At 38.9% G+C, this 16,825-nt stretch carries 16 protein-coding genes; all 16 read right to left on the bottom strand.

The features are described 5' to 3' along the window. Positions 1-7: 7 nt before the first annotated feature. The 16 genes from CHU_RS10725 to CHU_RS10800 all read right to left on the bottom strand — a co-directional run bounded on the left by CHU_RS10725 (position 8) and on the right by CHU_RS10800 (position 16,731). Complete coding sequence (locus tag CHU_RS10725; protein ID WP_041932340.1) at positions 8-262, bottom strand: hypothetical protein; 255 nt, start codon at positions 260-262, stop codon at positions 8-10. A gap of 18 nt (positions 263-280) precedes the next feature. Then, the gene (locus CHU_RS10730; protein WP_041932341.1) at positions 281-823 is read right to left on the bottom strand and encodes a DUF420 domain-containing protein; all 543 of its coding nucleotides are present in this window, start codon (positions 821-823) and stop codon (positions 281-283) included. After that, entirely contained in the window at positions 807-1,478 is a 672-nt protein-coding gene (locus CHU_RS10735; RefSeq protein ID WP_011585580.1) for an SCO family protein, read from the bottom strand. Before CHU_RS10735 ends, CHU_RS10730 begins: the two co-directional genes overlap by 17 nt. A gap of 42 nt (positions 1,479-1,520) precedes the next feature. Continuing rightward, positions 1,521-1,868, bottom strand: coding sequence for a cytochrome C oxidase subunit IV family protein (locus CHU_RS10740; RefSeq protein ID WP_011585581.1), 348 nt, complete (start codon positions 1,866-1,868; stop codon positions 1,521-1,523). 28 nt (positions 1,869-1,896) lie between these two features. Further along, entirely contained in the window at positions 1,897-2,652 is a 756-nt protein-coding gene (locus CHU_RS10745; protein ID WP_011585582.1) for a heme-copper oxidase subunit III family protein, read from the bottom strand. A 33-nt stretch (positions 2,653-2,685) separates the two neighbouring features. Then, the gene (locus CHU_RS10750; protein ID WP_011585583.1) at positions 2,686-3,228 is read right to left on the bottom strand and encodes a cytochrome c oxidase subunit 3; all 543 of its coding nucleotides are present in this window, start codon (positions 3,226-3,228) and stop codon (positions 2,686-2,688) included. Between the two features lie 74 nt (positions 3,229-3,302). Then, complete coding sequence (cyoE, locus tag CHU_RS10755) at positions 3,303-4,205, bottom strand: heme o synthase (RefSeq protein ID WP_011585584.1); 903 nt, start codon at positions 4,203-4,205, stop codon at positions 3,303-3,305. Next, on the bottom strand, positions 4,198-5,181 hold the full coding sequence (locus CHU_RS10760) for a COX15/CtaA family protein (RefSeq protein ID WP_011585585.1): 984 nt from the start codon (positions 5,179-5,181) through the stop codon (positions 4,198-4,200). Before CHU_RS10760 ends, cyoE begins: the two co-directional genes overlap by 8 nt. 135 nt (positions 5,182-5,316) lie before the next feature. After that, entirely contained in the window at positions 5,317-7,146 is a 1,830-nt protein-coding gene (locus tag CHU_RS10765; protein WP_011585586.1) for a cytochrome c oxidase subunit I, read from the bottom strand. Between the two features lie 56 nt (positions 7,147-7,202). After that, positions 7,203-8,276 (bottom strand): cytochrome c oxidase subunit II, encoded by a 1,074-nt coding sequence (locus tag CHU_RS10770; RefSeq protein WP_238379260.1) that lies wholly within the window; start codon positions 8,274-8,276, stop codon positions 7,203-7,205. 84 nt (positions 8,277-8,360) lie between these two features. Then, complete coding sequence (locus CHU_RS10775) at positions 8,361-9,773, bottom strand: hypothetical protein (protein WP_011585588.1); 1,413 nt, start codon at positions 9,771-9,773, stop codon at positions 8,361-8,363. Between the two features lie 23 nt (positions 9,774-9,796). Then, positions 9,797-10,393 carry a c-type cytochrome gene (locus tag CHU_RS10780; protein ID WP_238379261.1) on the bottom strand — a complete coding sequence of 199 codons (597 nt, stop codon included), beginning with the start codon at positions 10,391-10,393 and terminating at the stop codon, positions 9,797-9,799. Positions 10,394-10,416: 23 nt separating this feature from the next. Continuing rightward, the gene (locus CHU_RS10785) at positions 10,417-10,947 is read right to left on the bottom strand and encodes a DUF3341 domain-containing protein (protein ID WP_011585590.1); all 531 of its coding nucleotides are present in this window, start codon (positions 10,945-10,947) and stop codon (positions 10,417-10,419) included. 27 nt (positions 10,948-10,974) lie between these two features. Further along, on the bottom strand, positions 10,975-12,330 hold the full coding sequence (gene nrfD, locus CHU_RS10790; RefSeq protein WP_011585591.1) for an NrfD/PsrC family molybdoenzyme membrane anchor subunit: 1,356 nt from the start codon (positions 12,328-12,330) through the stop codon (positions 10,975-10,977). A 20-nt stretch (positions 12,331-12,350) separates the two neighbouring features. Then, positions 12,351-15,422 carry a TAT-variant-translocated molybdopterin oxidoreductase gene (locus CHU_RS10795; RefSeq protein ID WP_011585592.1) on the bottom strand — a complete coding sequence of 1,024 codons (3,072 nt, stop codon included), beginning with the start codon at positions 15,420-15,422 and terminating at the stop codon, positions 12,351-12,353. A 34-nt stretch (positions 15,423-15,456) separates the two neighbouring features. Further along, a complete protein-coding gene (locus CHU_RS10800; protein ID WP_238379262.1) occupies positions 15,457-16,731 on the bottom strand; it encodes a c-type cytochrome in 1,275 nt (424 codons plus the stop codon). Positions 16,732-16,825: the final 94 nt, after the last annotated feature.

The raw sequence follows: 16,825 nt of genomic DNA on the forward strand, positions 1-16,825 counted from the left end.
TTTTTACTTAAGCATTCGCTTGCTGCTTACTCTTCTGGGAAGAACGGTACCACAGAAATGCGATAAAAGCGATCAGAATATAGGGGAATAACATCAGGTATAATATTCCGGAGTTAATACCGGTATTTTTAGCATCTGCGCCTGCATTATCAGCAGTTTCCAATTGAGCACGGCACATAGCACATTGTGCTTCCGCATCCATATTCAATCCAATAAATAATATAAGAAGTAAAAGAGGCAGAATGATATACGCTTTTTTCATAGGAAACATTGTTTAGTATTATTTACCGTAATACGGACTAATCATTAAATACACCAGTACTCCCGTAACAGAAACATACAGCCAGATTGGGTATGCCCATTTAACTATTTTTTTGTGTCGTTCAAAATCGCTTGTAAAAGCAAAATAAAGTGCCTTCAATACAAAATAAACAACTACAGCAGCTAAGATAATATGTGTGATTAATAAGAAGTAATACACATAATTTAACGGAGAAGTTCCTCCGTAATGAGTAGATGTATGTGTTAAATGATATAAGATATACGTAAGGAGAAAAAAGAGCCCCAAAGCTACGCAAATCAGCATGCAGGTACGGTGCAGGGCAATGTTTTTACGTCTGATCGCTGCAAAAGCGATAACAAGAAATAAGGTGGTAAGGCTGTTTACCAATGCGTTGATATGCGGCAATGTGTTTGTCCAGCTTCCCAAATCAAGTTTAAAAGGCAAACCCAATAACAGCGCTACAGCAACCGGAATTGCTATTGCCAGAATGTTGATTGTTTTATCGTTTAATACCTTAACAAGATTATTTTCGTTTTGCATCACGCTCTATTTTTTGTAATACTTTAAGTTCTGTAATCAGTCTGTCTACATCTTTCTCATTGGTGCCTGTATAGTAGCCTCTGATCCATCCGTTTTTATCTACCAATACAATACGTTCGCTATGCAGAAAGTCTGTCAGATCTTCTTCGTTTTGCTTTGCAGTCAAAAAGAACTGTCTCTGCCCCAAGGTATAGATCGTATCCTTTTCTCCGGTCAGGAAATACCATTTGCCGGGAATAGCATTATACTGTTTTGCATAGCGCTGAAGTACTTCAGAAGAATCATGTTCCGGGTCTACGGTTAATGAAATAAGTACCACATCTTTATCATGCTTAAATGCTTCCTGAACGCGGATCATCTGAGTGGTCATTTCCGGACAGATGCTGCCGCAACGTGTAAATACAAAGTCGTAAACCTTAAAACTGGAATCATATGCTGTGCTCTTAAAAGCATCACCATTCTGATCTGTTAATGTATAAGCTGGAATTCGGTGCGCGTCTGTAATAATGTAGCCGCGTTCTGTTTCTGTTGAATCATATGCAAAGTATACAGGCAATGTGTGTTGTGTACGTGCGAAAAAGGTAAATAGAAAAATTAAAAAGACCGGTACTAACAGCGCTAAGCATAAGTACACGGTCTTTTTAGTAGTGTTCATAATTGAATGAGAAAGTATTCTTTCGAATACGGAGATTAATGATTAACCGAAGATTTCTTTAATTGAATGAAATACATAAGTCGCTTCAATCAATTGAGATAAAATTAACCAGATGATGAATATTACAGGCAATACAATTGCCCATATCAATAACTTAACTTCATATTTTAAGTGCATGAATTCACCTACAATATAAAATGTTTTAACCAATGTCATTAATACGAAAATTGTTGTAAGAAGAATCCCTCTTTCCATTGTAAAAGCTAAAACGAATTCAATAGCCGTTAAAACACCTAAGATGGCTGTAACAACAAGTAAATGTTTGATTTTTGCCGGATCTCTTGGTTGTACTTCAGAAGAGTGTCCGTGAGAATGTGATGCGTGTCCCATTGTATGTACTATTTTTAAGCTATTGAAATTAAACTAAATAGAAGAAGGTAAATACGAATACCCAAACAAGATCGACAAAGTGCCAGTAAAGACCTACTTTTTCAACCATCTCATACGTGCCGATTCGTTGGTATGTACCATAAGATACGTTATAGAACACCAGAATGTTAATGATTACACCGGATAAAACGTGCGTGCCGTGGAAACCTGTAATGAAGAAGAATAAATCAGCAAATAATCTCGGGCCATATTCATTCTGAATCAGATTAGCACCAAAGATCTGACGCACTGAACCATCAGCATCTGTTACTGTTAATCCATCTGTTGTACCGCTGATGAAGATTGTCCATTCCCAAGCCTGGCAAGACAAGAATGCTATACCTCCAAGAATTGTCCATAACATCCATTTCTGAACATCTTTCTTATCGTTACGGTGGCCGGCTTCAACAGCCAATACCATTGTTACAGAAGAAAGAATAAGGATGAAAGTCATTAACCCTACGAATACAAGCGGGGCATTAATATGAAAGAACGGAATGTGTGTAAATACTTTTTCCGGTATTGGCCAGTATGCTACTGAAGCTTTAAAATCATGTAACAGGCCATCATACGTAGCATGTGAAAAACGCGCAAAACCATAGGTAATTAATAAACCAGAAAAGCTTAAAGCATCTGATAATAAAAAGAACCACATCATTAATTTGCCATAACTAGCTTTTAGTGGTTCTGCATCTCCTCCCCAAAGGGCTTTGTTTTCTTTTTCGTCGATAACTGCCGTTGCCATATAATATACTTAAATAATAAATTAGTTCTTATTCTAATTATTCACCTGTAAAAATACAAACAAATAAATCCAAAGCAAATCTAAAAAGTGCCAATAAGTTGTACACATCTCTATTTGTAATAAGTTTAAAGAACCTGCTTGTGTTCTTATACTTGAATATAAAACGATTAACAGATAAATCAAGCCTGTAATCAGGTGAAAACCGTGTAAACCGGATAAAATATAAACAAATGAACCGGCAGGATTACTGTATCTGCCGCCAAGGAATACTTTCTGATCTACCAGCTGTCCCCAGCCATCTACCTGCAGTTTCAAAAATATTAAGCCCAGAATGATGGTTCCGGTTAAAGCAACCAATAGCATCGTTCTGTTGTTATTTTTTGCTGCGCCAAATGCCCACTGCATGGTTACACTGCTTAATATAATAACTCCCGTACTCACCAGAAATCTGTTCGGCAGATCAAATTTTAACCAGTCGCCATCTGTGCTCCGAACCAGATAAGCACTGGTCATAGCGGCAAAAAGCATCACGATCGTAACAATAAATAACCAGAGAAGGAATTTCTTTGGTTCCATCGCAAACGTTGGTTTTATTTCTTCTTCTTGAGGAAATTGTTTGTCTAGAGTATTATCTGCAGTATCCATATTATCTAATAAATTTTATCAAGTACAAATGCTATCTGAACAATCGGTAAATAGAGAAAGGATCCAAACATCAATAACAGTGCTGCTTTCACGCTGCATTCCTTCCACAGATACATGGTTTGAAAAAAGAATAATATGCCGCATGCCAATGCAATGTATGCAGATGTTATTCCTGACATGCCAAACAGATACGGAAGAAAACCTAATGGCAATAAACACAAGGTATACGTCATAATGATTGTTGCTGTGTGCTTACTTCTTCCGTCTTTAGTAGGCAATAATTTAATCCCTGCCTTTTTATATTCTTCATCCAGAACCCAGGCAATGGCCCAGAAATGCGGAAACTGCCATAAGAATTGTATAGCAAACAGAACACCCGGTTCCCATCCATATTCGCCTGTTACAGCGATCCAGCCGATCATCGGAGGAAATGCACCAGGGAAAGCTCCTATAAATACAGCAATTGGCGAAACGGTTTTTAATGGCGTATAAATGAACGAATAAATAACCAGAGAGATTAACGACAGAATAAGCGCATTTAACGTGCTGTATACGGCTAGTATTACGGTTCCTGCAATCAGAAACAATGCAGAAGTTATGATAGCCTGCTGCACAGTTATAATACCTTCCGGCAATGGTCTGCTCGCGGTACGCTTCATCAGTTTATCTGACTCCCGCTCAATAATCTGATTGATAATATTGGCCGATACCGTAATGGAAAAACCTCCGATAAGAAATAGTACTAAATTCAGCCAGTCTACTTGCCCGCGTTCAGCAAGAATATACCCCATACCCGAAGAAAATGCTACAGTAGAAGTAAGTCTGAACTTCGTTAATTTGAAATATGCCTGAAATTGTGAAGCCAATGATTGATCGATATCTATGTGTTGGGTACGCAAGTTACACACTCCTTCTGTTTTGTCCTACCATAAACCTAAAAACAAATGCAAGTTGGACACCTAACAATACAGTTGCGAACAACAAATGTATAGGTTGCGCCCACGGTGGTAAGGCAAAATATGCCAGTGTTATTCCTGCCGCTATTTCAATAGCAATAACCGCTGCAATCTTTGTTGAAAGCCTATATGCCTTTGGATACAGCGCACGTTGTTTGTATAAAATAAAGGTAAAATATATTGTTGCTGCTGTCAATAAAATAGAATAACTGCGGTGTATAATAAAAATACTTCCGGCAGAAGCAATCCATGTTTCTTTATATTGATAATCCAGGGCATATGAAATAATATCAATGGTTTCGCGCACTTCTGTTCCTAAGAATATTTGTATCACCGTTAATGAAATAAATACCCACATCGCCCAACGGTATTTTCTGCCCAGATCTTCTTCGGCATAATCCGCTGCATGCAAACGTTGCTTTTCTTTTCCTGCTTCAACCAACAACCAGATCAATATTCCCATGATCAGTAAAGCAACGCCCATGTGTAATGTTATCAAAATCGGCTTCAGATACGATGACACTAATTTTGCACCTAATAAGCCTTGAGAGGCCATTAATACAGCTAACAGCAAAGAGTACCAGAAATATTTAGGCGTAGTTTTAAGAAAGCGGGTCGCATAGATACATTGATAAACAATGATCAGTCCGGCAATAGCACCGACTAATCTGTTGACATATTCGGTCCATGTTTTGTATACATTGAATACCGCCGGGTGCCCCTGCACAGCATATTTTTCCTTATAATCCGCAGGCAGTTGTGACTCTTCCAGCGGCGGTGCATAGGTTCCAAAACACTTTGGCCAATCCGGACAGCCCATGCCCGACCCTGTACTCCGCACAATACCACCGGCAAGAATCACCAGATAAATAGTTACCAGACTTACAAAGACTATTCGGTAGAAACGATTAATATGTACGATATTCATAGTATGTCAAGAGCAAGAGGTACCAGCATAAAAAATCCAAAAGTGTTAGTAAGACTATAAAAAAATCTAGCTAATGCTTTTGGATAAATAAGATAATAAAAAGACTAACCCGCGGAGGTTAGTCTTTTATATGAATTAATGTTCGTCTACTTCGCCTGGTAAATTAGACTCAGGAGTTTCGGAGAATGGCACTGTCTGCGGAATGAAGTCATCAGCAGCACCAGGCTTGCTGTAATCGTATGGCCAACGATACACGTGCGGAATAGCACCCGGCCAGTTGCCGTGACCCGGATTGATTGGCGTAGTCCACTCTAATGTATTTGATTTCCATGGGTTCATTGTAGCAATTCTACCTTTAAACATGCTGTAGAAGAAGTTGAAGATAAATACAAATTGCGCTACAAATGTTACGATCGCTGCAATACTGATCAATTCGTTCAGATCTGTAAAGCTATTGAACGCATCAAAACCTGTCCATGAATAATAACGTCTTGGAAAACCTGCGATACCAATGTAGTGCATCGGGAAGAAGATCAGGTAAACACCGATAAATGTTAACCAGAAGTGGATATAACCCAAACGGTCATCCATCATACGGCCGAACATTTTAGGATACCAGTGATAAACACCGGCAAGCATACCAAAGAAGGATGCAGAACCCATTACAATGTGAAAGTGTGCTACAACGAAATACGTATCGTGTAATTGAATATCTGCTGCAGAGTTACCTAATACAATACCTGTTAAACCACCTGATATGAAGAAAGAAACCAGACCTATAGAGAACAACATAGCAGGTGTAAAGATGATGTTACCTCTCCATAATGTAGCAATGTAGTTGAAAGCCTTCACCGCAGATGGTACCGCAATGATCAATGTAAGGAACATGAATATGGAACCCAGGAATGGATTCATACCTGTTACGAACATATGGTGGGCCCATACAATGAATGATAAGAATGCAATAGCAACAATAGAGAAGATCATCGCTTTGTAACCAAAGATCGGCTTACGTGAATTCGTTGCAACAATCTCAGATGTTACACCCAATGCAGGTAATAATACGATGTATACTTCCGGGTGACCTAAGAACCAGAATAAGTGCTGGAATAAGATTGGGCTGCCACCTTCGTTGTGTAACGCTTCCCCACCAATGTAGATTTCAGATAAGAAGAAACTTGTTCCGAAACTTCTGTCGAATACTAATAATAATGCTGCTGAGAATAATACCGGGAAGGATAATAAACCAATGATTGCAGTGATAAAGAACGCCCAGATCGTTAACGGAAGACGTGTAAACGTCATACCTTTTGTTCTGAGGTTAATTACTGTAGTTACATAGTTCAAACCACCCAATAATGTTGATGCAATAAAGAATACCATTGCAACCAACCATAATGTCATCCCTAAACCTGAACCGTTTACTGCCTGTGGTAATGCACTCAATGGAGGATAAATTACCCAGCCACCTGATGCAGGTCCTGTTTTAATAAATAAAGAGAACATCATGATCACACTTGAAAGGAAGAACAACCAATAAGACAGCATGTTCAAAAAGCCAGATGCCATATCACGTGCACCAATCTGAAGCGGAATCAGGAAGTTACTGAACGTACCGCTCAGACCCGCTGTTAATACAAAGAATACCATGATTGTACCATGCATGGTTACTAATGCAAGATAAAATTCAGGATCTAATTTACCATTCTGAATCCACTCCCCTAACAATGGTTTTAACCAGGTTAAATCTGCATCAGGAAAACCTAATTGCAAACGGAACAACACTGAAAGTAAACCTCCAATAACAGCCCAAACAATACCTGAAACTAAATATTGTTTAGCAATGTACTTATGGTCTTCACTGAATACATACTTACGAATCCAAGGCAGATCGTGGTGATCGTGCTCATCATGTGCATGCGCATCAGATAAAGAACCAGAATGTGACATATCTACAGCCGACATAGTATTTATGATAAATTGTTATTAATTCAAATTTAATTTTGAAGCGTTACCTGATATTACTCGTGAGAAAATTTCAGATCTACATGCGCACTATCTGCAACAACTTCAGGAGTCATTAATGTATCCGAAACAGAAGTCTTAGCAATTGTTTCTGAAGGTAAGAACTCTTTTAAATACTTTTCTTTTAAAACGTTGGGAGCTTTAGTTGCTACATAAGCAGCATTTAAAGAAGCCCATGATTTTTGAGAAGCTTTCCATTTTTCATAGTCAGCAGGTTCATCAACAATTACCAGGAAACGCATGGCATAGTGACCACGGCCACACACTTCAGTACAAGCTAATTCATAATTAAATTCAGCATTTCCTGTTTTCTCACGCATTTCTTTTGTAGAAATTGTTGGTGTAAACCAGAACTTCGTTGGCATTCCCGGAACAGCATCCATTTTCACACGGAAGTGCGGTAAGAATACCGAGTGGATTACATCTCTTGAGCGAATATGTAATGAAACGTTTTTACCTTTTGGTAAATGCAATTCCATTGGAATAAAGTCATCGTAACTTGCAGTATCATTAAAATCAATACCGAACTCGTTCACAGCATCAATTTTTCTGAAATGATATTTACCTAACTGTCCATCAGCACCCGGGTATCTCACCTGCCATGCAAATTGTTTACCCATGATCTCAATTACTTCTGAACCTGCAGGAGCAGGAGACGTAATTGCATGCCATTCTTTGTAACCATACACAACAAAACCAGCCATGATAATTGCAGGAATGATTGTCCAGATACGCTCTACTGTATGGTTATCAGGGTAGAAATAACCTCTGTTACCTTCTTTAAAACGGTACATGTATGGAAAGAAATACAGCAATGCGTTTGTTACTAAGAACGCAAGTGTTAAAACGGCCATAATCACCCAGAACAACATATCAGTTCTTACACCGTGAGCAGAAGCAGCTTCAGGTAAAAACTTATCTCTCGCAGACATGAAAGATAAATAGAATGCTAGTACACCCGTTACAAATACTACGATAAACAGGAAGGCGTTAACCGTGTTACCAACACCAACTGTTTTCTGGTACCGGCCGTTTATCACATTCGTTAATACACCAATTCTAAATATCAAATAGAGTATTGATAGTATTAGGGCAATTGCTACAATTATAATTACAGAAGTCATTGTATATATAGAGTTTTGTAATGGCTTTAATTAAAATACATCATGATGAACACTTTCTTCGATCATCGGGTGATTCTTAGGAATTAACTGCAATCTGGATAACGCTGTTAACACCATGAATAAGAATACTCCAACAAAGACCATAGCTAAGCCCAATTCCATGAATAAGAATATACCATCTAAGCCACCTGATTGATTTAATACCGGAGGTGTAGTAATCATGTAGAAGTCAAACCAGTGACCTAATATTACAACAACACAAACAATTTTCAACATGATACCCATTCTTTTCGACCCTCTTGTCATTAACACAAGGAACGGGAAGAAGAAATTAAGGAATAATGTTAAGAAGAAAATAGGTGTATACGCATCTGTCTTCAAACGTTGAACAAAATAACCAACTTCTTCAGGAATATTTGCATAGTAGATCAATAAGAATTGTTCGAACCAGATGTATGTCCAGAAGATAGAGAATGCAAATACAAATTTACCTAAATCGTGTAAGTGGTTTTCATTGATGATTGACAGGTAACCATTGTCTTTTAACAGAACAACAATTAATGTAATGAAAGCTAATGCTGAAACAAACCAGCTGGCAAATACATACCAACCGAACATTGTACTAAAGAAGTGCGGATCCATTGACATTGCCCAATCCCATGCAGACATAGAAGAAGTAACACCAAAGAAGATCAGGAAAAACGCTGATGTTACAACACTTTTGTGCCACCATTTTGTATCCGGAGATAAATCTTCATTCTTCTGATACTTACGAAGTGTAGTCCAGCTGAATAACCATAATGCAAAGTAAATTACTGTGCGTGCAAGGAAGAAAGGTGTATTCAGAAATGCTTTTTTACCGTCTAACAATGGATCGTAATGTGCGCTTGTCTTGTCATATAAATCTTCGTGCGTCCAGTGAAATAAATCATGACCGAATACAACAAACAATACAATTGTCAAAGGTGCCGCTACCCAAAGATAGTTACCGAAAGCCGAAGGAATTCGTTGGATACCAGCAGACCACCCTGCCCAGGCAACGTAATTGAATGCAACAAAGAAAACACCCATTACAGCAATACCTGCAAAGAAAATATTGTTCTGCCAAAGATCTTTGATCAGGCGTAATGCCCACGTTGGTTTGTGAGCACCATGGTCACCATGTGCCTCATGTCCTGCTTCAGCATGTGCATGCGCATCGCCATGAGGAGCTTCAGCTGCGTGTGCATCTGTAGCGTGTGCATCTGCAACTAATGAAGTAGTAACACTTGCGTGTTCACCATGTCCTCCATGTGCATGATTTTCCTGATACATTGCAAGGAAAACACCTATGATTACAAGGATTACCCCTACTCCTATTAAAATAAATAGTTTTTTCTTTATCTCCGCAGAGAATACAAACTTTTCGTCAAGATTAACTGAAGTATTGTGATGATGTGCCATAAATCTACCTTCGTTCTAAATAGTTATTTTTTTTGTAGAACTTCTTTCACATAAAGTGAAATTTTCCATCTCTCTAAAGGTTCCAATTGAGAAGCATGCTGAAGCATTCTCCCTTTTCCATATGTAATAACATGGAATATGTGTCCGGCATTAACTGCTTTAAGTGTTCCGGATTTTAAGTTGGCAACACCTTGTAATTTATCATTTACAGGACCATCGCCTTCTCCACCTTCACCATGGCAGTGAGAACAGAATCTGTTAAATAAAACCTGTCCTTCAGACAATACTTCTTCTGTTGGCGCAATAGGTGAAACTAATGTTGCATTAGCCTGTGCTAATGAATCTTTAGTAATGTGATATGGAACAGCTCCCCGTTTAATAGTACCTGGTACCGGCATACGTAAGTTAGAACCATTGTTATATGGCATTACATTATATGCTTCCGGGAAATGTTCTTTATCTTCAACCAAAGTAACTGGTTCATACGCTTCAGAAACATACATGTTTGGTGCATATTCATTTCTAGGGCTTTCGTGAACAGGTATCTGATCAAAGTTGTGGTTACACGATGAAACGGTTGCGGCAAATACGATTGCGGCTGCTATATTGAAGGTTTTCATTGTCATAGTATATGAAGCCTTTCTTAGTTTTCCAATGATTTTGTAGTTACTTCAGAAGCTCCGGTTTCTGAAAGGATCGATTTCAGAGCTGCTGAGTCGTGTTTGTTTGATGCAGTATCAAAAGCAATAACAAATTTATCATCTGTTGTTCTTGGATCAAACATCTGTGGTGTAGACCATGGATTCAGATTACTTGCAACGAAGAATGTTCCGGTCATACCTAATGCACAAAACAATACCGTTAATTCAAACGTGATCGGAATAAAAGCAGGTAGCGGAATGTGTGGTTTACCACCAATATCCATCGGCCAGTCAAATCCCAGCATACCAATCATCATTGATAAGGCTGTGATTGTTCCGACAATACCGAACAGGAAGCCTGCGATAGGTAAGTTTGAATAACTATATCCTAATGCGTTGTCAAGCCCGTGAACCGGATATGGAGTATATACTTCATGTATCTTTACCCCTTTTGCGCGAATCTGATCTACAGCGTTCATCAATACTGCTTCATCATCATACACACCAAATACAAAATTCTTTCCTTTTTCCATGTTATTTATAAGTATTCAGGACTTAGGTTATTTCTTTTCAGAAGATGAATCAATGATTGTTTTAACTTCAGCCATGTTAATTACCGGGAAATACTTCGCAAATAATAAGAAACATGTGAAGAATAATCCGAAGGTAAATAAGTAATCCCCTACATCATATAACGTTGGCGAGAAGTAAGACCAGGATGAAGGAATAAAGTCTCTGTGTAATGAAGTACAGATAATTACAAAACGTTCAAACCACATACCGATGTTTACTACAATAGATAAACCGAATGTCCAGGCGATACTTGTACGTACTTTCTTGAACCAGAACATTTGCGGGGAAATCACATTACATGTCATCATGGTTGCATATGCCCACCAATACGGACCGAATGCACGGTTAATGAAGGCGTATTTTTCATATGGTACACCTGAGTACCACGCAATGAAGAACTCTGTAATATAAGCAATACCTACAACTGAACCTGTTAATACGATGATCTTGTTCATCGATTCAATGTGGTTGATTGTTATGTAATCTTCTAAGCCGAACAGCACACGTGTTACCAGCATTAGTGTTAATACCATCGCAAAACCTGAGAAGATCGCACCAGCAACGAAATACGGAGGGAAGATTGTTGTATGCCACCCCGGAATCAATGACGTTGCAAAGTCCATGGATACAATTGTGTGTACTGAGAGTACAAGTGGTGTTGAAACACCTGCCAACACTAAGGATACAGCTTCATAACGTGACCATGTTTTTGCTGAACCGTCCCAGTTCATACTTAACGCACCGTAAATAACACGACGGATACCTGTAGCTCTTTCACGGATGGTTGCAAAATCAGGAATCAAACCTACATACCAGAATACTAATGATACAGTGAAGTATGTTGAAATCGCAAATACGTCCCACATTAAGGCAGAGTTAAAGTTTTGCCACAAAGAACCATTGTTGTTCGGGAAAGGTAATACCCAGTGACCAACCCACGGACGCCCCATGTGCGCAATAATGAACGTAGCAGCACAGATAACGGCAAAGATTGTCATCGCCTCTGCTGCACGGTTAATAGATGTTCTCCATTTTTGGCGGAATAGTAACAATACGGCAGAGATCAATGTACCGGCGTGACCGATACCTACCCACCATACGAAGTTCGTGATATCCCAGGACCAACCAATTGTCTTGTTCAATCCCCACATACCAATACCTTCATACCATGTTGTCCATAAGCAGTAACCACCATAGAACAATGTGATCAATGCCATAGCAAATGATATTTTCCATGCAGTTGAAGGCGCACCTTCTACTTGTCTACAAATATCGTTGGTAACGTCTTGTTTTGTTTTTCCGTTTGTAACCAACGGCGGCCTTACCGAAGAAGTAACTTGCATAATCTTAAATCTCGATTAAATTAGGCTTTAGAAATATTTCTGATTTTTGTCAAATACGTAATATTCGGCTGAACATTCAATTCTTCAAGAACTGTGTATGTACGCTCTGGATTGTGCACATTACGTTCCTGGTAAACTTTACCTTCAACGTCTCTTAAATCACCGAATAAGATTGCTCCTGTTGCACAAGCAGCTGCACAAGCTGTAGTAACTTCACCATCCACGATGTGACGTTTTTCTTTCTTAGCCTTAAGCTTGCCTTCCTGTATTTTCTGAACACAGAATGAACATTTTTCCATTACACCACGAGAACGTACTGTAACATCCGGGTTCAATACCATACGGCCCAATGAAGTATTCATCGCAACGTTTTTGTCAAATTTCTCTTCGTTGTCGAAGTATTTGAACCAGTTGAAACGACGAACTTTATATGGACAGTTGTTTGCACAGTAACGTGTACCGATACAACGGTTATAAGTCATTTGGTTTAAACCTTCAGAGCTATGTGTTGTTGCAGCAACCGGACAAACCGTTTCGCACGGTGCGTGGTTACAGTGCTGACACATCATTGGCTGGAAAGTAACCTGAGGATTTTCAGAAGGAATTTCTAATGTTCCGTAACCGATACCTTCTGCATCAGAAGTAAAGTACTCCCCTGTTTTAGTGGGTTCTGCATCCGAACTGTAGTATCTGTCGATACGGATCCAGTGCATTTCACGTGCATTTAAAACTTCTTTTTTACCAACTACCGGAACGTTGTTCTCAGCCTGACAAGCAATCACACAGGCACCACAACCTAAACAGGTGTTTAAGTCGATAGACATGCTCCATAAGTGATTTGGCTGATGGTGCTGATCTTTCCAGATATCAACTAATGCAGGAGCTTTTTTACCATCCGGTGTTGAAACCGTTGGTTTGAATCTGCCTGCAGAAGGGTCGTTAATGTATTCAGATAATAACGCATCCTGAATAATCGGACGAGCCATTAATGTATGGTGTGTTTGAGTTTGAGCAATTGGATATTTATCGCCACCTAGTTTAGTAACAGAAACGCCTGTAACGAAATCCAATACAGAGCCGTCTACGAAACGTGCGAATGGATAAACATTTTTACCTACTCCATCCCCGCATTTCCCAACATGTGTTCTTCCGTATCCGATTGCTATCGATACCGTATTACCAGCCTGACCAGGTTGAATCAAAACAGGAAGTTCTACAGAATAGTTAGCAGACTTAACCGCAACTCTATCTCCTTGCTCTAACGCATTTGCTTTAGCATAACTCGCAGATACCGCTACGTAGTTATCCCATGTAGCTTTAGAGATCGGATCAGGTAATTCCTGTAACCAAGGGTTATTCGCTTGAGAACCTGTACCCAAGCCTATTTTTTCGTATAATTTTAATTCAATACCAGATGTATTGGCAGGGTAGTTTTTAATGATACCTGCTTCAACAGCTGAACGGTCGAAACTGGAAGCAGTTACTTCTACACCTGATTTATTTTTAGGTTCGAATACACCGTCCTGCAATGCCTGATCCCATGAAGCACCACCTAAGATCGATGAGATCCAGTTAGATTTAAGGAATTCATAATAATCACCGGAATTACCAGACCATAAAAGAAGTGACTCCTGAGCAGCTCTCGTTTTAAATATTGGAGAAATACTCGGCTGTCCTAGTGAATAGAAACCAGCTCTTGGTTCTGCATCACCCCATGCTTCTAAATAATGATGATCCGGTGCAACGAATTTTGTTAATGCTGCTGTTTCGTCAACTCTATCAGCAAAAGATACTGTTAACGATACCGATGATAATGCTTTAGCCAGCTCTGCTCCTCTTGCATGATCAAACACAGGGTTTGAACCATAGAAAATCACAGCATTTACTTTGCCTGCAACCGCATCGTTTATAAACGTATTCATTGCTTCATCATTTCCTTGTTTCTGGAACGAAGGTGTAGCTAATGAAATTGTTGTACCGTAGTTACCTAATGCTAAGTTGATTTCATTTACTAAAATCTGAACATTAACATCGTTTGAACCTGAAACAACTAATGATTTACCTCTGTTCGATGCTTTTAATAAAGCTGCAGCAGCTTTATCTAATACATCATTTTTCACAGGAGTTGTAGAAACTTTAGATGAAACAATTTTATTATATAGTTCAGCGATAAACAACCCTTCCTGTGAAGGTTTGATCGGTTGTCTGTAATCAGCATTACTGCCTGTTAACGAAAGAGCCGTTTCAAACTGAAAATGCTGACTCATCGTTTTCTTAGTTTTACTAAGTCTACGTGTATCAGCATACTGAGAAACAAACTCTATCGGAGAAATCCATGTACCTAAGAAATCAGCGCCAAAGCCTACTATTACTTCTGCTTTGCTGAAATCATAAGAAGGAATTACAGCCTGACCAAATGATGTTTGGTTTGCTTTTAAAATACCATAAGAAGAGTTTGCATCGTATTGCACATGCTCTGTTGATGGATATTTTGCTTTGAATGCTGCAATTGCTTTTTTAGTTGTCGGGCTTAAAATAGTCGGAGAAACAATACGGATATTTCCGCCGGTTGCTGCAATAGCACCCAACTGAACACCTACCTGCTTATCCAGATCAGCCCACGTAGCAGCAGCACCTTTAATTAAAGGCCCCTGAATACGAGCTGTATCATACAGACTTAATACGGATGCCTGAACGCGACCGTTTGTACCGCCTTTTGTAACGCTTGAAAGCTTGTTCCCTTCAATTTTAATCGGACGACCTTCACGCGTTTTTACCAATACACTGCAATATTCACCGCCATCTACAAAAGTAGAAGCATAATAGTTTGCAATACCTGGCTCTATTTCTTCAGGCTTATTTAAATATGGAATAGCTTTTTTAACCGGAGCTTCACAAGCAGCTAGAGAAACGGCTGCAACACTAAAGCCCAAAAGCTTTAAGAAGTCTCTTCTATCCGTTCCGTTTGATTCTTCAGAAGAATTCTTTAGAGGAAGGAATTCTGGAAATTCATTTTGAGCATTCTTTACGAATTCAGGGCTGTTACCCAACTCTTCAACACCTTTCCAAAATACTTTGTTATTATCTTTCATATATATGAATAACTAGGCTTTCGAACTTTCTTAATTAATAGTGACATTTAGAGCAATCCAATCCACCGATTTCCTCAGCAGTCATATTGCCTTTTTTCTTAGACTCCTCGTGAACTTTCAACAAGCGATCATAGTATGCATTATCTTCACTGTTTACAGCTGTTTCTCTGTGACAGTTAATACACCAGCCCATTGTTAAGTTAGAATATTGTTTAACAACTTCCATTTCTTCAATCGGACCGTGACATTTCTGACATTCAATGCCTGCAACCTGTGTGTGCTGAGAGTGATTGAAGTAAGCCAGATCAGGTAAGTTGTGTACACGTACCCATTTAATCGGAGTACCTTTTTCGTACGCATCTACCAATTTAGCAATTTCAGTTTCACCATGAAGAGGACCTTTCTTGATATAGGTATGACAGTTCATACAGATATTTAATGAAGGAATATTTGATTGCTTGCCTTTGTACGCCCCGGTGTGGCAATAGTTACAGTTGATCTTGTTGTCACCTGCATGCAATTTGTGAGAGAATGCAATCGGCTGCACCGGTGCATAGTTTTGTTCTACGCCTACTTCCTGAGCACCGATCCAGCAAGAACGAACCGTTGCACCAACAAATAATAAAACAACAATTGCTATAAATGCTTTGCTCTTAACAAGCGCTTTAATATCAAATTTCTGATCTACTAACTCTCTGTCTTCTGCATCCAGGCCTGCTTCTTTTTCTTTTAAGTAACGTTTAATTACAGATAAGAAAACAAGCATTGCCACAAGCACAAGAACCAATACAACTACGATCAAGGTAAGAATGATTGTATCGTATTGTCCGCCTTCTGTTTCGCCTTTAGGCTTGGTAGGATCTTCAGTACCTTTTAATTTAGCAGGATCCTCTTTAGGAACGGATTCAACATATGCTATAATCGCATCAATGTCTTCATTTGTGAAAGTAGGGAAAGCAGTCATTTCTGCTTTTTTATACTTCTCATAAATAGCAATAGCGTCTTTATCGCCTGAAGCTCTAAACACGGCATTGTTTTTAATCCACTGATGTAACCAGTCAGCTGATCTGCGTTTCGTAACACCTGACAAAGCAGGTCCTACTGATTCTTCATGGATTTTGTGACATGATTTACAATTTTCCTTGAATAATTGCTCTCCTTTGCCATCAAGTGCCGGAGTTTCCGCTGTAGCAGAGGCTGATGAATCTTTAACCTCTGCAAATGAAGAAGTTAGAGTTACAAAAGAGAATGCTACTAACGTAAGGATTGATCTCGAAATTCTACTCATCAGAATAGTTAATCTGGACATGTTTAACACTGTTTTTTCCGAAATTTTGGCCATACTTTACCTAAAAGTCCTACAAATCTATCATGCCAATTCGATTATTCAAACATTTTTTCTT

It is taken from the genome of Cytophaga hutchinsonii ATCC 33406 (assembly GCF_000014145.1).
Taxonomy (GTDB): domain Bacteria; phylum Bacteroidota; class Bacteroidia; order Cytophagales; family Cytophagaceae; genus Cytophaga; species Cytophaga hutchinsonii.